Raw genomic sequence first — 19,480 nt, 5'->3', positions numbered from 1 at the left:
CTCAGGCCCCCTTCTTCGTACGTCGTTCGGACGGCTGGGTGACCCGGTCGAGCATCAGGCCGAGGCAGACGATCGCCGCGCCGGCCACCAGGCCGGTCGCCAGGTCGCCCTGGGCCAGGCCGAAGACGACCTGGTAGCCGAGCGCCCCGCCGCCGACCAGGCCGCCGATGATGACGACGGCGAGGACCAGGACGACGCCCTGGTTGACGGCGAGCAGCAGCGACCGGCGGGCCAGCGGGAGCTGCACCTGCCGCAGCTGCTGTCCGCTGGTGGCGCCGAGCGAGCGGGCCGACTCCATCGCGGCCGGGTCGACCTGGCGCAGCCCCTGGGCGATGATGCGGACGACGGCCGGGAGGGCGTAGACGACCGCGGCGGCCACGGCGGGGGCGCGCCCGACGCCGAAGAGGGCGACGACCGGGATCAGGTAGACGAACTGCGGCATGGTCTGGAAGACGTCCAGTACGGGTCGCAGCAGGCGTTCGAAGCGGTCGCTGCGGGCGGCGGCGATGCCCGCGGCGAAACCGACGACCAGCGTCACGGCGACGGCCGCCAGGACCTGGGAGAGCGTGTCCAGGGACGGTTTCCACACGCCGAGCACGCCGATCGCGGCCATGGCGAGGACGGCGGTGAGCGCCGTGCGCCAGGTGCCGATCAGCCAGGCCAGGGCGGCGACGACCAGCAGGACGGACCACCAGGGCAGCCACTGGAGGCCGTCCCGGAGCGGGTTGAGGACCCAGCTGGTGAAGTGCGCGGCCCAGTCGGCGGTGCCGCCGACGACGGGTACCCCGGAGTACAGGTGGGCGGTCATCCAGTCGACGGCCCGGTTGACGGGCTCGGCGATGTCCACCTCCCAGGCCTCGGGCCAGTCCAGGAACCCGGCGACCCGTCCGGCGACCGCGACGGCCGCGGCGGCGACGAGGACGTACAGCCAGGTCAGCGGAGACGTGCCGGACCCGCCGAGCCGCTCCCCCGCCGCGCCGGTCACGCGGTCCAGGACGACGGCGAGCAGCACGATCGGGACGCCCGCCGCGAGGGCGGCGCCGACGTCGACCGAGGCCAGCGCCTGGTAGACGCGGTCGCCGAGGCCGCCGGCGCCGATGACGGAGGCGATGACCGCCATGGAGAGCGCCATCATGATCGTCTGGTTGACGCCGAGGAGGAGGTCCTTGCGGGCCAGCGGGATGCGGGCGGTCAGCAACCGCTGGCGGGCGGTGGTGCCGAGGGACTCGACGGCCTCCAGGACCTCCTGGTCGGCGCCGCGCAGGCCGAGCGAGGTGAGCCGGGCCATGGGCGGCGCGGCGTAGACGACGGTGGCGAGGACCGCGGCGGGCACGCCGATGCCGAAGACCAGGACGACGGGGAGGAGGTAGGCGAAGGCGGGCAGCACCTGCATGGTGTCGAGCACCGGGCGCAGCAGGCGGTCCATCCGGTCGGACAGGCCGGCCGCGAGGCCCAGCAGGGCGCCCACGGCGACCGACGCGAGGACGGCGACGACCATCAGGGCCAGGGTCTGCATGGTCGGCACCCACATGCCGAGCAGACCGCAGGCCAGGAACGCGGCGGCGGTGCCCAGCGCGAGGCGCACGCCGGCCGCGCGCCAGGCGACCAGGGCGCCGATCGCGGTGACCCCGGCCCAGCCGACGGCGAGGAGGGCGAGGTACACGGCGCGTACGGCGATGACGACGACGTTGCTGACGTGGCCGAGGAAGTGGAGGAACAGCGGGTGGCTGTCGCGGTGGTCGATGATCCAGTCGCTGGCCTCGCCGAGCGGTCCGGAGACGTCGACGGTGAGGGCGTCCGGCCAGGTGGCTCCGCCCCACCGGGCGACGGCGAGGGGGACGAGGACGGCGGCGGCGACCGCGAGGACCAGCAGCTTGCGGACGGCCGGGCGGCCGAGGACGCCGGGGAGCGCGGGGCGGGCGGCAGGGGCGGTGGCCGTTGCCATCAGACCGCCTCCTTGCGCTGGTCCGCCTCCCCGACGGGGCCCGGGGCAGCAGCCTCCCCGGGGCGTTCCGTGCCGGCCACGACGCCGAGCAGCGCGTCCGCGTCGACCACGCCGAGGCAGCGTCCGGCGTCCATGACGCGGGCCGGGGTGCCGGCCCGGGCGACGGCCTCGATGGCCTCCGACACGGTGGCGTCGGGCCGGAGCGCCGGACCGTTCCCGGCCTCGTCGGCGGAGGCGGCGGGGCGCATGGCCGTCCGGACGGTGAGCACCTGCTCGCGCGGGACGTCGCGGACGAACGCCCGGACGTAGTCGTCGGCGGGTGAGCCGACGATCTCCTCGGGGGTGCCGAGCTGCACCACGCGGCCGTCGCGCATCAGGGCGATGCGGTCGCCCAGCTTGAGCGCTTCCTGGAGGTCGTGGGTGATGAAGACCATCGTGCGGCCCTCCTCACGGTGCAGCCGGACGACCTCCTCCTGCATGTCCCGCCGGATCAGCGGGTCGAGCGCGCTGAACGGCTCGTCGAAGAGCAGCACCTCGGGGTCGACGGCGAGGGCGCGGGCCAGTCCGACGCGCTGCCGCTGACCGCCGGAGAGCTGGCCGGGGCGGCGGTGCTCCAGGCCCTCCAGGCCGACCTTGGCGACGACGGCGGCGGCGCGCTCGCGGCGTTCGGCGCGCCCCACGCCCTGGACCTCCAGGCCGTAGGCCACGTTGTCGAGGACCGTGCGGTGCGGGAGCAGGCCGAAGTGCTGGAAGACCATCGCGGCGCGGTGGCGGCGCAGGGCGCGCAGCCGGGACCGGTCCATGGCGCGGACGTCCTCGCCGTCGATGGCGATGGAGCCCGCGGTCGGCTCGATCAGCCGGGTCAGACAGCGCACCAGCGTGGACTTGCCGGAGCCGGACAGGCCCATGACGACGAAGACCTCGCCCTTGCGCACGTCGAAGGAGACGTCCGCCACGGCGGCCGTGCAGCCGGTGCGGGACCGCAGCTCGGCCGGGCTCAGGGCGGCCAGTTCCGGGTCGGCGGGGACGCGGGCGGCCTTGGGGCCGAAGACCTTCCACAGGCCCTCGACGGCGAAGACCGGGGGACGCTCGGCGGCGGTGTCGTTGACGGTCGTGGTCATCGGTGGTCACCACCGATCAGCTCGACGGCGCGCTCCCCGACCATGAGCACACCGATCATCGGGTTCACGGCGGGCATGGTCGGGAACACGGAGGCGTCGGCGATCCGCAGGCCGCTCAGTCCGCGCACGCGCAGCTCGGGGTCGACGACGGCCTGCTCGTCGGTGGCGGCGCCCATCCGGCAGGTGCCCGCCGGGTGGTAGACGGTGTGGGCGACCTTGCGGGCGTACTCGCTCAGCTCCTCGTCGCCGGTGACGTCCGGGCCGGGGCAGACCTCGCGCTTGAGCCAGCCGGCCAGCGGTTCGGACGCGGCGATCTCGCGGGCGATGCGGATGCCGTCGACGAGGGTGCGGCCGTCGTGGTCGTCCTCGTCGGTGAAGTAGCGGAAGTCCAGGGCCGGCTTGACCTCGGGGTCGGCGCTGGTGAGGTAGAGGCGGCCGCGGCTCTTCGGCTTGGGGATGTTCGGTGTCATGGAGACGCCGTGCGCCGGGCGTTCGTAGCCGAGGCGCTCCGGGTTGTCCGTGAACGGGATCTGGTAGAAGTGGAACATCAGGTCGGGGCCCGCGTGTTCGGGGTCGCGGCGCACGAACAGGCCGGCGTCGGAGTCCATCGCGGAGTTGTCCGGGATGGGGCCGTGGGTCTCCCACACGATCACCGACTCGGGGTGGTCGAGCAGGTTCTCGCCGACGCCCGGCAGGTCGAGCGCCACGGGTATGCCGAGGGCTTCGAGGTCCTCGCGGGGCCCGATGCCGGAGTGCAGCAGCAGGCGCGGCGAGTCGACCGCACCGGCGCACAGCACGACCTCGTTGCGGGCCCGGACGAGGATCTCCTCGCCGTCCTTGGTGCGCACGTGGACGCCTTCGGCGCGGGTGCCGTCCAGCTCCAGCCGGTACGCCCAGGTCTCCAGCATGAGGGTGAGGTTGGGGCGTTCGTCCATCACCGGGTGCAGGTACGCCACCGAGGCCGAGGACCGCTTGTTGTCCTCGGGGTGGTAGGCGAGGTCGAAGAAGCCGACGCCCTCGGTGAACGGCTTCTTGTTGAAGCCCTCGATCCGGGGGACCTCCAGGGCCTTCTGCGCGGCCTCGACGAAGTCGCGGGCGATGGCGTTGCGGTCCTTCTCGTCGACCGGGACGATGTTGTTCTTCAGCCGCGCGTAGTACGCCTCCATCGGCACCGCGCCCCAGCCCTCGGCGCCGGCGGCCTCCCACTCGTCCCAGTCGGACGGCAGCGGCTTGAAGGCGATGAGGGTGTTGTGCGAGGAGCAGCCGCCGAGCACCCGGGCGCGGCTGTGCCGGATGTGCGAGTTGCCGCGTGGCTGCTCGGTGGTCGGGTAGTCGTAGTCCAGCTCGCCGCCGAGCAGGCCCATCCAGCGGCGCAGGGTCAGCACGTCGTCGCGGCCGACGTCGCTGGGGCCGCCCTCGATGACGGCGACGGTGACGTCCGGGTTCTCGGTGAGGCGGGAGGCGATCACCGATCCCGCCGTGCCGCCGCCGATGACGACGTAGTCGTAGACGTGGGTGGTCTCTGGCATGGAGGTACTCCAGTGGGGCGAGCGGATGGTGCGGGGACGCGGTTGGTGCGGGGAGCGGGTGCGGTCAGCCGGCGAACCAGCGGACGGGCTCGGGGGCGAGGTTCTGGTAGACGTGCTTGCTCTCGCGGTACTCGGCGAGGCCCGCGGGGCCCAGTTCGCGGCCGACTCCGCTCTTGCCGAAGCCGCCCCACTCGGCCTGCGGCAGGTAGGGGTGGAAGTCGTTGATCCAGACGGTGCCGTGCCGCAGCCGGCCGGCGACCCGGCGGGCCCGTCCCGCGTCGGCGGTCCAGACGGCACCGGCCAGACCGTACTCGGTGTCGTTGGCGAGGGCTACCGCCTCGTCCTCCGTGCGGAAGGTCTCGACGGTGAGGACCGGCCCGAAGACCTCCTCCCGTACGACCCGCATCCCGCGGTGGCAGTGGTCGAGGACGGTCGGCTCGTAGAAGTAGCCGCTCTCCGGCCGCTGGGGTGAGGGCGCGGGACGCTTGCCGCCGCAGCGCAGTTCGGCGCCCTCGGCGAGGGCGGAGGCGACGAGGTCCTCGGTCCTGGCGCGCTGCTGCGCGGAGACGAGCGGTCCGCACTCGACGCCTTCCTCGGTGCCGCGGCCGAGGCGGATCCGCTCGGCGCGGCGGACGAGTTCGGTGACGAAGCGTTCGCGGACCGACTCCTCGACGATCAGGCGGCCGCCCGCCGAGCAGACCTGCCCGCTGTGGATGAAGGCGGCGTTGAGGGCCTGGTCGACGGCGGTGTCGAAGCCCTCCTCGGTCGCGCAGGCGTCGGCGAAGACGACGTTGGGGTTCTTGCCGCCCAGTTCGAGGGCGACCTTCTTGACGGTGACGGCGGCGGCCTGGGCGACCTTGGTGCCGCTGACCAGGCCCCCGGTGAAGGAGACCAGGTCGACGCCGGGGTGCTCGGCGAGCCGGGCGCCGACCGTGTGGCCGGGGCCGGTGACGATGTTCGCGACGCCGGTGGGGAGGCCGGCCTCGACCAGCAGGTCGATCAGGGCGACGGTGGTGAGCGGGGTGATCTCGCTGGGCTTGATCACGAAGGTGTTGCCGGCGGCGAGCGCCGGGGCGATCTTCCAGCTGGCCTGGAGCAGGGGATAGTTCCAGGGCGTGATCATCGCGCAGACGCCGACCGGTTCGTGCACGACGACGCTGTGGATGTCGGGCGAGCCGGCGTCGACGACCCGGCCGGGGGCCTCGCCGGCGACCAGGTCCGCGAAGTAGCGGAAGGCGTCGGCGACGCAGTCGATGTCGACCCGCCCCTCCTCCACCGTCTTGCCCGCGTCGCGGCTCTCCAGCAGGCCGAGCCGCTCGCGGTCGCGCACCAGGAGGTCGGCCACGCGGCGCAGCAGGGCGGCGCGGGCGGCGACCGGGGTGTGCGGCCACTCCCCCTCGTCGAAGGCGCGCCGGGCGGCGGCCACCGCCAGGTCGGCGTCCTGCTCGTCACCCTCCGCGACCACGGCGAAGGGCAGGCCGTCCGCGGGGTCGAGGATCTCGCGGGTGCCGCCCGAGACGGCGGCCCGCCACTCGCCGTCGGCGTGGATCGTCTCGCGTGCCTGAAGTTCCGTACTGTCCGCCATGATCGATGAATGCCTTCCGTTCCTGTTCAGCGCCCGTGAGTCACACGCGTGTCGTCCACGGGACCGGGGGCTCATGCCCTTTGGCCCCCGATGCATGCGGATCGGGGGCCGGAAGTGCGCCGGGTCACTGAAAAAGCGGGCAGAACGGAATACATCACCCGCGCGGTGGGGGGTTGGAGTCCGGTGGCCCGCTACTGGTCACCGGTTGCCGGCGGGCAGGTGGTGGACGGCGGGCAGAAGTGGCCGAGCGCCGTCCGCAGGAGCTCGCGCTCGTCCTCCCGGCCGTCCGCGTCGGCTCCGTAGGCGGCGATCGCGTACACCTCGCCGTCGGCGGCCACGAAGCGCTCGTCCACGACGTGCCAGGGTCCGATCTCCGGCTCCCTCCTGATGGAGTCGACGAGGTACTCCAGCCGGGAGCCGGTGAAGTCGCCCTCGTCCAGCGTCTCCAGGGAGAGCCTGCGGAAACCGTCCCCCTTGGGGGTGGCGTCGGAGAGGAACAGCTCGAAGGACGCGGCGGGCGAGGACTCCGCCACCTGGTAGACCTGCAGCCGCCGCTCGCCGTCGGAGCTGCGGTAGTTGACCACGCCCATGCCGTACTCCGAGGGCAGTTCCTCGCGCACCCAGCCCGCGGGCCTGGCGAGGGTGAAGCCCTCCTCGTCGACGTGCACCTCGTAACCGTCGGGCGGCTCGGTGACCGCTCCCGAGGGCTCCTCGGGGGATGCGGACTCCCCTGTCTCCCCGGTCTCCCCGCTCTCCCCGGTCCGCAGGGCGGTGGGCTCGGGGGCCGGGGAGTCCGCGCTCCCGGAGGCGCTCGCCGACTCCGCCGCCCGGCCGCCGCGGTCGTCCGTGCCGTCGTCCCCCGGCACCACCAGCGTCAGCACCAGGGCCGCCACGGCCCCGGCCGCGGCGGCTCCGCCCAGCACGGACCACACCAACCGGCGGCTGGGCCGGCCGGTGCCGGCGGGGGCCGGGGCCGGCGGGTAGCCGGGCGGTGGCGTCCCCGGGTGCGGCAGTTCGGGCGTGGACCAGGGGCCGGGGACGGGCGGCGGTACCGGCGGCGGTACGGGCGCGGAGCCGCCGGACGGACCGGTGGGGCCCGGGGGCTGGGGCGCCTGGGGTGTCCGGGGTGGCCGAGGTTCCTGGGGTGCCTGGGGTGGGGGCGTTCGGGGTGCCTCGGGCACCGGCCCCGGCCGGGGCGGCGGCGGTGGGGTGGCGGGTGTCGTGCTCCCCGCCGCGTCCTCCCAGCGCTGGGCGGCCTCGTTCCAGTGCCGCTGCTGTCCCCCGCTCATCGGTTCACATCCCCAGCAGCCCGGCCACCGTCCCGAAGGACGCGAACAGCGACAGGGCGGTCTGCGTGTCCTCGAGCGCGGTCCGCAGCCGCTGGAGGCGGCCCTCGGGGGTCGTGCCGGTCCGGGTGATCTCCTCCTCGGTGTCCGCGAGGGCGGTGTCCAGCTCGGCGGTCTGCTCGGTCCGCTGGATGCGGGCCAGGTCGGCGCGCAGTTCCCGCACCGCCTTCAGCAGCTCCTCGGCCGCCTCGTCGCGCGCCGGCGCGGTGCCGTAGTTGCCCGTCACGTTCGCGTTGTCGCCGACGGCGAACGTGGCCCCCTGCGCGTTGCCGATGTGCACGTTCGGCTCATGTGCCGCCATGGTTTCCGGATCCCTTCTGCGGCGCGGGGCCGCCGGACGTGGACGAGACGTGCGCCTTGTCGCCGACGGCGAAGGTCGCCCCCTGCGCGTTGCCGATGTAGGTGCTGCCGTTGCTGAGGTTCACGATCTTCTGGACGAACTCGCCGGTCTCGTAACCGGCGTCGGCCAGGGCCAGCCGCACCCCGTGCCCGACCCGGTCCTGGATGCTCCGGAGATAGCGGCTGACGTCCATCTCCTGGAAGGTCGACCCGGTGGGCGTCGAGGCCAGCTCCCGTACGGAGGCCGCGGGCCCGGCGGGAAGCGCGCCGGTGTGGCCGCCGGTCAGCAGCCGCCAGCCGTACACCGCGCCGCGGCCCAGGGTGACCAGGGAGCGGCCCACGGACCCGGGCACCAGGACGACGGCGCCGGCCGCCTTGCCCAGCACGTTGTTGTTGCGGAACCGGTGGGAGGCGCGGTCGGCGTCCTTGAAGTCCGCGCGCACCGGCGTCAGCACGTGCGGGGCGATCTCCAGCATCAGCATCCGGCCCTGCGTGTGCAGGCGCACGAAGACCGTGACGACCAGCTCCTCCTCCCAGCCGCCGACCCGGATCCGCAGGAAGTGCCGCCGCTTCTCGGCACCCTCCTCCACGGCGCTCGTCCGGTGCTGCTCGAACAGCTCCCAGCCGTACGGGGCCTGCTCCCGGTCGAGCAGCCCCTCCACCGGGAGGAAGACGCACTCGTCGATCTCCAGCCGGCGCAACCGGTCGCGCACCTGGGCGCCCGCGTACTCGGAGGGCAGGCGCAGCTGTTCGATCATGGGCCGGACGCGGTCCAGGATCGCGCGGTTGCTGAGCGGCTGCTGCTGCTTCTCGTCGTCCGGCTTCAGCTCGACGGCCAGGACCCAGGTGTCGTACGCCGCCCCCGCCCCGCAGAAGGGGTGCCTCTCGTTGTACATGACCAGCGGCGCGTGCTGTTCCAGCCGGATGCGCCGCATCATCCGCTGGAAGCGGGCGCCGTCGCCCTTCTCCGCCGGGTCACCGGCCGCGTCCGGGAAGCGTCCCGGGGACAGCTCGGCGGCGAGCGCGCGGGCGAACTGGTTGCGCTGCGCGGCCACGCAGAGCCCGATGAGCACCAGGACGGCGATCCCGAACCAGGCCTGCCACACGTCGATCAGGTCGCCCCCGACGGACGGGGTGAGCAGCTCCGTGGTCTCCTGCCAGTCGCCGCCGCCCGAGTCGTAGGGGCCGTACGACGACGATCCGTAGGAGGAGTCGTCCTCGCCGCCGCCGAACGCGAAGGCGACCAGCACGATCAGGAAGAAGGCGAACTGCAGCCGGCCCCACCAGCGGGCCACGAAGGCCGCGAGCCGCCGGTACAGGGGCGGCTGCTCGGCGCGGCCGCGGAGCCAGGGGGCCAGGGCGAGCAGCACGCTGGGCCACACGAAGTAGGCGAGCAGCCAGCCGCTGAGGGGCAGGCCCACCACCCACAGTCCGATGACGGCCGCGGACCACAGCAGCTCGTGCCGGCGGGCCCGCAGGGCGTGTGCGAGGACCCGGGCCGCGTCGAAGCCGAGGGACGGCGCCACGATCCGCTGCTCGTCGAGGTACAGCTCGTCGATGACGCGGTCCCGGTAGGCGGGGTCGAGATAGGCGCCCGCGCACAGCAGCCGGGTGGCCTCGCTGGCGTACGGCGGGAAGGGCGCGGGTTCCGGCGGTGTCGCCGCATCGCCCTGCTGTGGTTGCTGCGGCACGTAGGCGGTGCTCACGCCGATCCCCCGATGCGCGTGAAGTCCGTCGTCGTCGACGGACGAATTGACGAGGCATCAGCATAGGGGAGCGACCGGGCCCGCACGTCCCGAACGGGGACAGGGCACCCGGGAAACACCTCGGCCCCCGGGCCGCCCGTGAGGCGGTGCCGGGGGCCGGTGGGGTGGGTCAGATGAGGCCGAGACCGCGGACCGCGTCGCGCTCCTCCGACAGCTCCTTGACGGAGGCGTCGATGCGGGCGCGGGAGAAGTCGTTGATCTCCAGGCCCTGGACGATCTCGTACTTGCCGTCCTTGCAGGTGACCGGGAAGGAGGAGATGAGGCCCTCGGGGACGCCGTAGGAGCCGTCCGACGGGATGCCCATGGAGGCCCAGTCGCCGTCGGCGGTGCCGTTGACCCAGGTGTGGACGTGGTCGATGGCGGCGTTGGCGGCGGACGCGGCCGACGAGGCGCCGCGGGCCTCGATGATGGCGGCGCCGCGCTTGGCGACGGTCGGGATGAAGTCGTCGGCCAGCCACTTCTCGTCGCTCACGACCTCGGCGGCGTTCTTGCCGGCGATGGTGGCGTTGAAGATGTCCGGGTACTGGGTGGCGGAGTGGTTGCCCCAGATGGTCAGGCGCTTGATGTCGGTGACCGACGCGCCCGTCTTCTTCGCGAGCTGGGTCAGCGCGCGGTTGTGGTCCAGGCGGGTCATCGCGGTGAAGCGCTCGGCCGGTACGTCCGGGGCGGCGGCCTGGGCGATCAGGGCGTTGGTGTTGGCCGGGTTGCCGACCACGAGGACCTTGATGTCGTCCGCGGCGTGGTCGTTGATGGCCTTGCCCTGCGGCTTGAAGATGCCGCCGTTGGCCTCCAGGAGGTCACCGCGCTCCATGCCCTTGCTGCGCGGGCGGGCACCCACGAGGAGGGCGACGTTGGCGCCGTCGAAGGCGACGTTCGGGTCGTCGGTGATCTCGATGCCCTGGAGCAGCGGGAACGCGCAGTCGTCCAGCTCCATCGCGGTGCCCGCGGCGGCGTTGAGCGCCGGGGTGATCTCCAGGAGGCGGAGCTTGACCGGCACGTCCGCGCCGAGCAGCTGGCCGGAGGCGATGCGGAAGAGCAGGGCGTAACCGATCTGGCCGGCCGCGCCGGTGACGGTGACGTTCACGGGAGTGCGGGTCATGGCGTTCTCCGTATGACAGCTGGCGGTGGGGCGTCCCTGCCCCGGGCGTCTGATCGATCTCTTGGTATCAAGAGATCCATGCAGCCGTCAGGCTATCGCGCCCGCGGTGCGCGGGACGTCCGGGCCCGTGTGGCCCGGCCCACAGGCGCCGCCGGGTCACCCGGGCGCCGCGGAGGACGGGGGGTGCCTGGGGACCAGGGGCGGGGGCGTCGGGGGTCCGAGGTGTCCCGGGGGTGCGGCGCGGTGCGGTGCGGTGCGCGCGGGGGCATGAGTGAGGCGGCCGCCTGTCCGGGAGAGGAGGGACGAAGGCGACCGCCGTTCGGGGGTGCCGTTGCCGGACTCCCGTGGGGGTACTTCTCGCGTGCCCGACTCGGCGCGGGCCATGCGTGTCCGGAGCGGATTTTCTTTTCCGGCCCGTCGGGAGCCGCCGCTCGCCTACTCCGTGCACCCCTTCTGGCCCGAGGCCAGCGTCACGCACGCCTCGGCGTCGGCCGGGGACTTCACCGCCACCATCGGCGTGTAGGCGACGGTGTCGCCGGTCCCGGTGACCGCGCCCGTCTGGGCGTTCCTGCCGTCCGCGCTCACCTGGACCTCGTCGCCCTGTGCGGCCTGGGTGACGCGGGCCCACGCGGTGCCGCAGGTCTTGCTGTAGCGGACCTCGACGGCGGCCGTGCCGACGGTGGCGGTCGCGGCGGTGGTCACCAGGTCGCCGCCGCAGCCCATGACCTCCGGGTCCTTGCCGGTGCAGGAGTCGCCGCTGCACTTCACGCCCGGCGGCAGCGCGGGGTCGCTGCTGACGGTCGGCGACGGGGAGGGCGCGGCGCCCTCGTCCTTCTTGTCACCGCCGTCGTTCAGCAGGAAGAAGGCGCCCGCGATCACGACGAGCACGCCGACGACACCCGCGACGAACGTCGCCGTCCGCTTGCTGCCGCCACCGGCGGACCCGTTCCGCGAGCGGGAGCCGCCGCGCGGGGGCTCGCCGTGCGCGCCCGGGGTCCCCCGGTGGCCCGGGGCGGGGGTGGCCGGTGGGGTCGCGGACCCCGCCTCGTCCCGGGTGCCCGCCGGGTGCGCGGGCCGCGCCGTGCGGTCACCGGTCGGTGCCGGCCCCCGGTACCCCGCGATGTTCCATGAGTTGCCGTCGGTCGCGTCGCCGGAGGACGGGACGGAGGGGAAGCCCGGCGCACCGCCGCTCCGCGCCGTGCCGACGGCGGAGTCGGGGCTGTCGGCGGCCGTCGGCTGCACGGGGACCGCCGGCGGCAGGGTGGGCGCGACACCGGCCGGCCCGGCGATCCCGGGCGTGGCCGTCGCTCCCCCGCCGTGGCGGCCGGAGCGGCTTCCCCTGCCGTTCCTGCCGCCGTTGCCCGACGCGGCCGCGGGCGTGCCCAGCTCGCCGAGCGCGGCGCGTGCCTGCGAGATCCGGATGGCCTCCATAGTCATGTCGTGGCGCATCTCGGAGCGGCTCCAGGCACGCTCCGCCAGCTCCCACATGGTGGTCAGGTGGACGGGGTTGGTCCCCGTCACCTCGGCCAGGGCCACGATGGCGCCCTTCGGCGCCAGCAGCCGGCCGTTCAGATAGCGCTCCCAGGACGTCTTGCTGTAGCCCGTGGCGTCGGCCACCGACGCGATGCCCAGCTCGCTGCGGTCCACGAGTCGACGCAGCTGGCTGGTGAACTCCTTGATCTGCGGATCGAGTTCATCCGGCAAGGCCTTCCAACGAGGCATTGCTTCCCCCTCTTCCCCCCGGTGACGTGCTGTTCGTTCCCCGTTGTCCTCGCGCGCGGCGTCCCGCGCGGAGTCCTCGTTCTGGCTACCCACAGGGATGCGCCCGGTCAGGAAGTCAGTTCCCGGGGTGGGGGCGCACAGGAGCACAGGGGCCGTGGGCATGCACCGTCGCACGCCCACCGGCCCGCGGTCCAGTGTCCCACCGGCGTCACCGTGCCCCGCACCGAACCCTCTTTTTCACGGCTCGCGTGACGGAGTAGCGGAACGGTCACTTCCGTGCCACAGCGGCCTGCCAGGCGTTGAACAGGGCGTTCGGCGTACAGGAGGGTTGGTCGCGGCGACGGCCCGTCCTTCCACGGGGGTGGAGGACGGGCCGTCGCGCCCCGTTCCTAGCTGACCGTGAAGTGCAGGGTGTCCTTCAGGAACGGGATCTCCAGCAGCGGGTCCGGCTGGGCCATCAGCGCCAGCAGCGCGATGGAGAGGCCGAGGACGCCGTAGGTGGCGATGTCGGTGAAGCGCGAGCGCACGGCGAGCATGCCGACGTCGGGCAGCACCCAGCGGAGCACGGCGCCGCCGAGCAGCGCGGCGCCGATCAGGACCAGACCCCAGCGGAACACGTCCAGCGCGCTGAGCAGCAGGCCGATCCCGACCAGGCCGACCACGAGCAGGATCGGCCACTGCCGGGCGGGCGCGGGCGCGTCGGCGGTGGCGGCCCGGCCGCCGCCCTCGGGGCGCGCGGTGTCACGGGTGAAGAGCGGGAACCGGCGGGTGGACCGCCGCGGCCTGCCGTCGGCGTCGGGCGCGCTGACGGGGTCCCGGACGGTGAGTTCCTCCCCGTCCTCGTGTCCTGGGGCCTCCGGAGGCTCCGCGCGCGTACGGCCCTCGGCGCGCTCCCCGCCCTCTTGGCCCTCGGCACGCTCCCGGCTCTCGGCGCGCTCCTCGGCCTCGGTGCGCTCCTGGCCCTCGGCGCGCTCCTGGTCCTCCGCCTCCTCTGCGCGCGTGTCGTCAGCCGGCACTGCGCTCCGCCGCCTCGACCACGTTGACGAGCAGCTGGGCGCGGGTCATGGGGCCGACACCGCCCGGGTTCGGGGAGATCCAGGCGGCGACCTCGGACACGCCGGGGTGGACATCGCCCATGATCTTGCCCTCGGCGTTGCGGGAGACGCCGACGTCGAGGACGGCGGCGCCCGGCTTCACGTCCTCGGGGCGGACCAGGTGCGGGGAGCCGGCGGCGGCGATGACGATGTCCGCGCGCTTGAGGTGGGCGGCCAGGTCGCGGGTGCCGGTGTGGCACTGGGTCACGGTGGCGTTCTCGCTGCGCCGGGTGAGCAGCAGCGGCATCGGGCGGCCGATGGTGACACCGCGGCCGACCACCACGACCTCGGCGCCCTTGATCTCCACGCCGTAGCGGCGCAGCAGGGTGAGGATGCCGTTCGGGGTGCAGGGCAGGGGGGCCGGCTCGTTCAGCACGAGACGGCCGAGGTTCATCGGGTGCAGGCCGTCCGCGTCCTTGTCCGGGTCCATCAGTTCCAGGATGCGGTTCTCGTCGATGCCCCGGGGCAGCGGGAGCTGGACGATGTAGCCGGTGCAGGCCGGGTCCTCGTTCAGCTCGCGGACGACCGCCTCGATCTCCTCCTGCGTCGCCGTGGCGGGCAGCTCGCGCTGGATGGAGGCGATGCCCACCTGGGCGCAGTCGCGGTGCTTGCCGGCTACGTACTTCTGGCTGCCGGGGTCCTCCCCGACGAGGATCGTGCCGAGGCCGGGCGTGACGCCCTTCTCCTTCAGCGCCGCCACGCGGGCGGTCAGTTCGGACTTGATCGCGGCTGCGGTGGCCTTGCCATCGAGAATCTGGGCGGTCATGCCCCCATCCTCGCGGATGACCGGCCCCCGGTTCCAATCCGGTCATGATCCGGACGGTGAGCGGAGGCCGCCCGGACACCGACCGGGCACCGGATCGACGAGAAAGCACCGTCGAATCTCCCGCAAAGCGACATCACGGAACACTTCACGCGTGTCCGCGCATGATCGACGTGGTTGCACTTGCACAACACCTCGTTGCCGGGCTGGACAAGCGAGAGACCGGTCAAGAACGATTGGGGTGCACAGTGCCGCGGGGCCGTACCGGGGGGACGAACCGCAACGACGTACCTCCTCCGAGCCGGGCCGCGCGTCGTCCCCGCACGTGACAGCGACGGAGGAAGTCCCGCCATGAGTTTCGGCGACCCGAACAATCCCTACGGTGCGCCGCAGGGCCAGCAGCCGCCCCAGGGCCAGCCCGGCTACGGCCACCCCCAGCAGCCGCCCCAGGGCCAGCCGGGCTACGGCTATCCCCAGCAGCAGGGACAGCCCGGTTACGGCTACCCGTCGGCGCCGCCCGTGCAGCAGCCCTACGGCGGCGGCGCGCCCACCACGATGCCCGGCACCGTCGGTGCCGCCCGGGTCATGCTCTGGGTCATCGTCGGCTTCCAGGTGATCGGCACGGCCCTCTTCGCCTTCTCGGCCGTCGCCGTCGACCAGGCCAAGGACGACCCCGCCTTCGAGGGGCTGGCCGACTACCCGACCGGCGCCCTGTGGGGCATCGCGGTGCTCGCGCTGGTCTGGGGTGTCTGGGCGGCCGTCCTGGCGGTGAAGTTCGCGTCCGGCGGCAGCGGTCTGCGCGTGACCGCGCTGGTCTTCGGCATCCTGACCGCCATCCTCGCCGTCTACCCGTTCACCATTTTCGGCATCATCCATCTGGTGCTCGGCATCCTGATCGCGGTGTTCGTCGGCAATGCCAACGGCGCCGCCTGGTTCAAGCGCCCGCGCTACTGATTCGCCGCGGAACGCTTTCTCGCCAATCACGTCACAGGGCCGTGTCTCACCCGTACGAGGGGGGCACGGCCCTGGTGCGTCGCAATAGTCTGGCCCGGGTAGCCGTCAGGCACGGGGAGACGCACCTTGTACAGCATCATCGTGGTACCTCCGCCGACCACGGAGGACGAACGCACCCGCACCCAGCTCCGGCTCGCCCCCGGCGAACGGCTCGTCTTCGGGCGGGCCGTGCCCGAGGGCGGCCTGCTGATCGGGCACGACGGGGTGTCCCGCAGAGCGGGTGAGATCACCGCGCACGGCACCTTCTGGACCGTGAGCAACCTCTCGGCCCACCAGACGTACGTGGTGGAGAACCCGGAGGGCGCCGGCGAGCACATCAAGGTCGCGCCGGGCCGGCTGGACGCCCCGGTGCCCTTCGAGTTCTCCCGGATCGTGCTGCCCGCGGCGGGCGACCTGCTGCCGGTCGAGGTGTGGGCGCCGCGCCACGACTACCTGCGCGCCGAGGACGGCACCGACGGCGAGCCGACCGCCCCGGCCTTCTCCGTCGACCGCACCAAGCGGTACTTCGCCGTGCTGGCCGCCCTGTGCGAGCCGCGGCTGCGCGGGGCGCCGCACGCGCCGCTGCCGACCGTCGAGCAGGTCGTCGAGCGGCTGCGGCCCGGCTGGCCGGCCGCCTCGCGCACGACCGTCCAGTGGAACATCGACTACCTGGCGGTGAAGCTGCGCCTGAAGCCGGGCCCGGAGACGGCGGAGGCGGGCGCGCGGCTCAACGGCAAGAAGGAGTCGCTGGTCTCCATGGCGCTCCGCTTCGACCTCGTACGGGAGGACGACCTCGTGGTCCTCGCCCCGCCGCCGCGCCGGGTGCCGCGGTGACCGAGCCGTACGCCGTCGCCGTCCCGAAGGGCTACCGCGTCGGCGGCTGGGAGGTGCGGGCGCCGATCGCGACGGGCGCCTTCGGCAGTGTGTACGAGGCCCGCCGCGTCGACGGTGGTGACGGGGGGCTGCCGCGCACGGCCGCCCTGAAGTTCCTGCCCACCGGGACGGGCACCCCGCGCCAGCTCACGCACCTGCGCGAACTCGTCGAGCGCGAGGTGGAGTTGCACCGCAGGCTGCGCAGGCCCCGGCTGGTGCGGATGTACGAGACGCTGGTCGTCGACGACCCGGCCCGCCCCGCCCTCGACGGCGCCACCGTCCTGGTGCTGGAGAAGGCGGAGGGGTCCCTGGCCGCCCTGCTGTCCGCGCGGCCGCGTCCGGCCGGCGGCGCCGCGCTGGTCGCCCAGGTCTGCGAGGGCCTGGCCCAGCTGCACGGTGCCGGGTGGGTGCACGGCGACCTGAAACCGGCCAACGTGCTGCTGATGGCGGACGGTTCGGTCCGGCTCGCCGACTTCAACATGGCCGCCGAGCTGGAGGGCACCCACGCCTACACGCCCGCCTTCTCCACCCCGGACTACACGCCGCCCGAGATGCTCTGGTCCGAGATCGGTGAACGCGGCCGCCGGGTCCGCCCCTCGGCCGACGTGTGGGCCTTCGGCGTCCTCGCCCACCTCGTGCTCAGCGGCTCCTTCCCCCTGCCCGGCGGCACCCCCGCGGCCCGCCGCGACGCCGGCGCCGCCTACGCCCGCGGCACCGAGGAGCTGCGGCTGTCGCCCGCGCTGCCCGAGGAGTGGCGGGAGATCGTGCGGGCCTGCCTGACCCGTACGCACGCCGAACGCATCGGCACGGACGCCCTGTCCCGACGGGTCGCGGCGGCGTCCGGTGTCCGCATCGGACGGTCCGTCCCGCGCCGCGCCCGCACCCGGCGGGTGGCCCTCGCCCTGACCGCCGCCGTGACCGCCGCCGCGCTCGGGTACGGCCTCGCCGTCCGCGACGAGGACGAGGGCGGCGGCTCCGGGCCGGGGGCCCAGGGCACCGGCGCCACCGCGACGAACGTCTCCGCCGCCTCCTACGGCGCGGACGAGCTGCGCACCGACCGGGGCGTGCCGCCCGCCTACCGCCTGCTGATCGTCGAGACCGCGCACGATTGCGATCGCAAGGACGTCAGCTCGCCCCTGATCGCCGCCATGCTGAAGGTGGAGAGCGACTTCGACCCGGCCCTCTCCGACCCCGCCCGGGACGAGTACGGCATCGCCCGCTGGACCCCGAAGGTGCTGCGCTGGTGGATGAACGAGGACGGCACCCCCGGCACCACCGTCCCCGAACCGCCGTTCCCGCCCGCCGAGTCCATCCCTGCGATGGGCCGCTACCTGTGCTGGATCGCGCCGCGCCTGGACGCCCGCCTGCCGGGAGACCGCCGGGTGCTGATCGCGGTCGCCTACCGGACGTCGTACGACAAGGTGAACGACGCGGGCGGTGTTCCCCCGAAGTACCGCGACTACGCCGACCGCGTCGCCCACCACCTCAAGGAGTACACCCCGCGGGGCGGCGACTGACCCTGGGAGTTGCCAGGTACCGCGCGGCGGGCGGCACGGGCACGGTGTGAGCACACCGCTTCGGCGGTACGACACCGACGTTCATGGGGGAACCACAGTGAACATCACCAAATCCGCCGCGCTGCTCGTCGCGGCCTCGGCCCTGGTCGCCGGCTCCACGGCGGCGGCCACCGCCGCCGACCCGGCCGGCACCCGGGTGACCGCGCTCCAGCAGGCGGCCGAACAGGTGCTGGCCGACCGTCCCGAACCGCTCCGGGTGACCGCCGACGCGGTGAAGTACGAGGGCCTGACCGTCACCGAGGCGCCCCGGACCATGGGCGCCCAGGACCTGGCCTGCGACTACGGCCACCTGTGCATGGTCGTCAAGGGCACCAAGTTCGACTTCTACAAGTGCCAGACGTGGAACGTCACCAACTGGACCGGTGACGGGCCGTTCACCAACAACCAGACGCGCGGCACGGTCGCCAAGTTCTTCAACCGGGACGGAAGCGTCCGCTGGACCTCGACGGCCTACCAGGCGGGCACCGCGACGTGGGACCCGATCTGGTCGCTGCGCCCCTGCTGATCCACTCCGTTCGCCGGCCGGCGAACGGCGGCCCCCGGCCCCTCCTCGGAGGGCCCGGGGGCTTCGCGGTGCCCGTGGTGACGGGCGCCGGGGCTCAGAGCGCGCCGACGAAGGCCGACCAGGCCGCGGAGGGGAAGAGCAGGGCGGGGCGGTGCGGGTCCTTGGAGTCACGGACGGGGACGAGGCCGGGGAGATCGTCGCTCACCTCGACGCACTCACCCCCTGTCCCGCTGCTGTAGCTGCTCCTGCGCCACTGCACGCAGCTAAGGTCGATGCTGCTGTTGAGCTTCATTCCGGCATTCCTCCGCTGCTGCCTCGATCATGGCAAGGGACGCCTCCGGCGGCAGTGCGGCGGCCCTGAGCAGATCGTACGACTCGCGGTAATCCATCACGAGGGCTGGATAGTCGATGACTTGGCCACTGTGCAGACCCTCCGTGTACACCAGCGGTGGCGCGTCCGAGAAGGTCATGATCCGCGTGAGGCCCATCAGGAACGGGTGCATCACGGTTTCCGGAACGATCTGAACAATCGAGCGCGTGGACCTGACCACCTCGGTGATGTGGTTCAACAGCTCCGCCATCCCCGCGGGCGGGAGCACTCGCCGCCGAATGACCGACCCGTCGAGAATCGCCCAGAGTTTCGGCGGGGACGCCCCTTCGAAGAGCCGCGCCCGGTTCAGGCGAGCCTGCACGACCTCCTCCACCTCGGTGTCCGTGGCTCGTGGCATCGCGGAACGGGCGATAGCCGTTGCGTACGCCTCGGTCTGGAGCAACCCCGGCACCAGAAGGGGTGCCCAGTCCTCGATGGTTCGCGCCAGCTTCTCCAGCTCCGCGACGTCCGCGAAGTGGGGAGCGATACCCACCCGCCGCGCCCGCGCCGCGTCTTCGCACCGCCGCTGGAAAAACCCGTCCGTCCCCAGCCGCTCGTCCACATGCCGGGCCAGATCCATCGGCATCCCCCGCTCCCCGCGCTCGATCTGGCTCAGGAACGAGAGCCCCCGGAAGCTGCCTTCCGCCAACTGCTCCAGTGTCAGCCCCGCCTGCTCCCGCTGGAAGCGCAACTCCGCGCCGTAGAAGCAGGGGACGCTCACCGAGGCGTCCGTGTCCTTACGAGGAGGCACAACCCACCACCGCCGTTCACCAGTTACCGTGCGCAACCGAAACGTCTGTCACGGTACCCCGACCCGCGTCACTCTGTGAGCGATCCGTCACGGAACGCACTG

At 73.3% G+C, this 19,480-nt stretch carries 17 protein-coding genes; 4 read left to right on the top strand and 13 right to left on the bottom strand.

Features of this window, described 5'->3' with window-relative positions; all coding sequences use genetic code 11:
* Position 1: 1 nt before the first annotated feature.
* The 11 genes from ACGF5T_RS01445 to ACGF5T_RS01395 all read right to left on the bottom strand — a co-directional run bounded on the left by ACGF5T_RS01445 (position 2) and on the right by ACGF5T_RS01395 (position 14,312).
* Positions 2 to 1,945: an ABC transporter permease subunit gene (locus ACGF5T_RS01445; protein WP_366767221.1), complete on the bottom strand. Its 1,944-nt coding sequence runs from the start codon at positions 1,943 to 1,945 to the stop codon at positions 2 to 4.
* A complete protein-coding gene (locus ACGF5T_RS01440; RefSeq protein WP_366767220.1) occupies positions 1,945 to 3,066 on the bottom strand; it encodes a glycine betaine/L-proline ABC transporter ATP-binding protein in 1,122 nt (373 codons plus the stop codon). Before ACGF5T_RS01440 ends, ACGF5T_RS01445 begins: the two co-directional genes overlap by 1 nt.
* The gene (locus tag ACGF5T_RS01435) at positions 3,063 to 4,595 is read right to left on the bottom strand and encodes a GMC oxidoreductase (protein WP_366767219.1); all 1,533 of its coding nucleotides are present in this window, start codon (positions 4,593 to 4,595) and stop codon (positions 3,063 to 3,065) included. The genes ACGF5T_RS01440 and ACGF5T_RS01435 overlap by 4 nt, the downstream gene beginning before the upstream one ends.
* 64 nt (positions 4,596 to 4,659) lie before the next feature.
* Entirely contained in the window at positions 4,660 to 6,180 is a 1,521-nt protein-coding gene (locus tag ACGF5T_RS01430; protein ID WP_366767218.1) for an aldehyde dehydrogenase family protein, read from the bottom strand.
* A gap of 191 nt (positions 6,181 to 6,371) precedes the next feature.
* A complete protein-coding gene (locus ACGF5T_RS01425) occupies positions 6,372 to 7,469 on the bottom strand; it encodes a hypothetical protein (RefSeq protein WP_366767216.1) in 1,098 nt (365 codons plus the stop codon).
* 4 nt (positions 7,470 to 7,473) lie between these two features.
* A complete protein-coding gene (locus tag ACGF5T_RS01420) occupies positions 7,474 to 7,827 on the bottom strand; it encodes a hypothetical protein (RefSeq protein WP_361012625.1) in 354 nt (117 codons plus the stop codon).
* Positions 7,814 to 9,571 carry a hypothetical protein gene (locus ACGF5T_RS01415; RefSeq protein WP_366767215.1) on the bottom strand — a complete coding sequence of 586 codons (1,758 nt, stop codon included), beginning with the start codon at positions 9,569 to 9,571 and terminating at the stop codon, positions 7,814 to 7,816. The genes ACGF5T_RS01420 and ACGF5T_RS01415 overlap by 14 nt, the downstream gene beginning before the upstream one ends.
* A 169-nt stretch (positions 9,572 to 9,740) precedes the next feature.
* Positions 9,741 to 10,730 carry a malate dehydrogenase gene (locus ACGF5T_RS01410; protein WP_356601924.1) on the bottom strand — a complete coding sequence of 330 codons (990 nt, stop codon included), beginning with the start codon at positions 10,728 to 10,730 and terminating at the stop codon, positions 9,741 to 9,743.
* A 435-nt stretch (positions 10,731 to 11,165) separates the two neighbouring features.
* Positions 11,166 to 12,452 carry a DUF2690 domain-containing protein gene (locus tag ACGF5T_RS01405; RefSeq protein WP_366767214.1) on the bottom strand — a complete coding sequence of 429 codons (1,287 nt, stop codon included), beginning with the start codon at positions 12,450 to 12,452 and terminating at the stop codon, positions 11,166 to 11,168.
* Between the two features lie 389 nt (positions 12,453 to 12,841).
* Positions 12,842 to 13,468: a DUF3017 domain-containing protein gene (locus ACGF5T_RS01400; protein WP_361012632.1), complete on the bottom strand. Its 627-nt coding sequence runs from the start codon at positions 13,466 to 13,468 to the stop codon at positions 12,842 to 12,844.
* Positions 13,458 to 14,312: a bifunctional methylenetetrahydrofolate dehydrogenase/methenyltetrahydrofolate cyclohydrolase gene (locus ACGF5T_RS01395; protein ID WP_356601919.1), complete on the bottom strand. Its 855-nt coding sequence runs from the start codon at positions 14,310 to 14,312 to the stop codon at positions 13,458 to 13,460. Before ACGF5T_RS01395 ends, ACGF5T_RS01400 begins: the two co-directional genes overlap by 11 nt.
* A gap of 348 nt (positions 14,313 to 14,660) precedes the next feature.
* On the opposite strand from ACGF5T_RS01395, the gene ACGF5T_RS01390 reads away from it, so the two are divergent.
* The 4 genes from ACGF5T_RS01390 (at position 14,661) to ACGF5T_RS01375 (ending at position 18,257) form a co-directional block, all read left to right on the top strand.
* Positions 14,661 to 15,263 carry a hypothetical protein gene (locus tag ACGF5T_RS01390; RefSeq protein ID WP_361012635.1) on the top strand — a complete coding sequence of 201 codons (603 nt, stop codon included), beginning with the start codon at positions 14,661 to 14,663 and terminating at the stop codon, positions 15,261 to 15,263.
* 126 nt (positions 15,264 to 15,389) lie between these two features.
* Positions 15,390 to 16,136 (top strand): FHA domain-containing protein, encoded by a 747-nt coding sequence (locus tag ACGF5T_RS01385; RefSeq protein WP_356601915.1) that lies wholly within the window; start codon positions 15,390 to 15,392, stop codon positions 16,134 to 16,136.
* Positions 16,133 to 17,692, top strand: coding sequence for a protein kinase (locus ACGF5T_RS01380; RefSeq protein WP_366767213.1), 1,560 nt, complete (start codon positions 16,133 to 16,135; stop codon positions 17,690 to 17,692). Before ACGF5T_RS01385 ends, ACGF5T_RS01380 begins: the two co-directional genes overlap by 4 nt.
* A 97-nt stretch (positions 17,693 to 17,789) precedes the next feature.
* A complete protein-coding gene (locus ACGF5T_RS01375) occupies positions 17,790 to 18,257 on the top strand; it encodes a hypothetical protein (RefSeq protein WP_356601911.1) in 468 nt (155 codons plus the stop codon).
* Positions 18,258 to 18,351: 94 nt separating this feature from the next.
* Here the strand turns inward: ACGF5T_RS01375 and ACGF5T_RS01370 are convergent, their stop codons facing one another.
* Together ACGF5T_RS01370 and ACGF5T_RS01365 are read right to left on the bottom strand one after the other, a co-directional pair.
* Positions 18,352 to 18,549 (bottom strand): DUF397 domain-containing protein, encoded by a 198-nt coding sequence (locus tag ACGF5T_RS01370; protein ID WP_366767212.1) that lies wholly within the window; start codon positions 18,547 to 18,549, stop codon positions 18,352 to 18,354.
* Positions 18,521 to 19,378, bottom strand: coding sequence for a helix-turn-helix transcriptional regulator (locus ACGF5T_RS01365; protein ID WP_366767211.1), 858 nt, complete (start codon positions 19,376 to 19,378; stop codon positions 18,521 to 18,523). Before ACGF5T_RS01365 ends, ACGF5T_RS01370 begins: the two co-directional genes overlap by 29 nt.
* Between the last annotated feature and the right edge of the window lie 102 nt (positions 19,379 to 19,480).

The sequence above is a fragment of the Streptomyces sp. NPDC047853 genome (genome assembly GCF_043204535.1).
GTDB lineage: Bacteria > Actinomycetota > Actinomycetes > Streptomycetales > Streptomycetaceae > Streptomyces.
Note: the sequence above shows the minus strand (reverse complement) of the source record. Positions and strands in the feature narration are given on the sequence as shown.

Excerpts from the sequence above, each read along its gene's own strand:
- ACGF5T_RS01445 (WP_366767221.1), bottom strand. The coding sequence starts at position 1,945 with ATGGCAACGGCCACCGCCCCTGCCGCCCGCCCCGCGCTCCCCGGCGTC.
- ACGF5T_RS01440 (WP_366767220.1), bottom strand. The coding sequence starts at position 3,066 with ATGACCACGACCGTCAACGACACCGCCGCCGAGCGTCCCCCGGTCTTC.
- ACGF5T_RS01435 (WP_366767219.1), bottom strand. The coding sequence starts at position 4,595 with ATGCCAGAGACCACCCACGTCTACGACTACGTCGTCATCGGCGGCGGC.
- ACGF5T_RS01430 (WP_366767218.1), bottom strand. The coding sequence starts at position 6,180 with ATGGCGGACAGTACGGAACTTCAGGCACGCGAGACGATCCACGCCGAC.
- ACGF5T_RS01425 (WP_366767216.1), bottom strand. The coding sequence starts at position 7,469 with ATGAGCGGGGGACAGCAGCGGCACTGGAACGAGGCCGCCCAGCGCTGG.
- ACGF5T_RS01420 (WP_361012625.1), bottom strand. The coding sequence starts at position 7,827 with ATGGCGGCACATGAGCCGAACGTGCACATCGGCAACGCGCAGGGGGCC.
- ACGF5T_RS01410 (WP_356601924.1), bottom strand. The coding sequence starts at position 10,730 with ATGACCCGCACTCCCGTGAACGTCACCGTCACCGGCGCGGCCGGCCAG.
- ACGF5T_RS01405 (WP_366767214.1), bottom strand. The coding sequence starts at position 12,452 with ATGCCTCGTTGGAAGGCCTTGCCGGATGAACTCGATCCGCAGATCAAG.
- ACGF5T_RS01395 (WP_356601919.1), bottom strand. The coding sequence starts at position 14,312 with ATGACCGCCCAGATTCTCGATGGCAAGGCCACCGCAGCCGCGATCAAG.
- ACGF5T_RS01390 (WP_361012635.1), top strand. The coding sequence starts at position 14,661 with ATGAGTTTCGGCGACCCGAACAATCCCTACGGTGCGCCGCAGGGCCAG.
- ACGF5T_RS01370 (WP_366767212.1), bottom strand. The coding sequence starts at position 18,549 with ATGAAGCTCAACAGCAGCATCGACCTTAGCTGCGTGCAGTGGCGCAGG.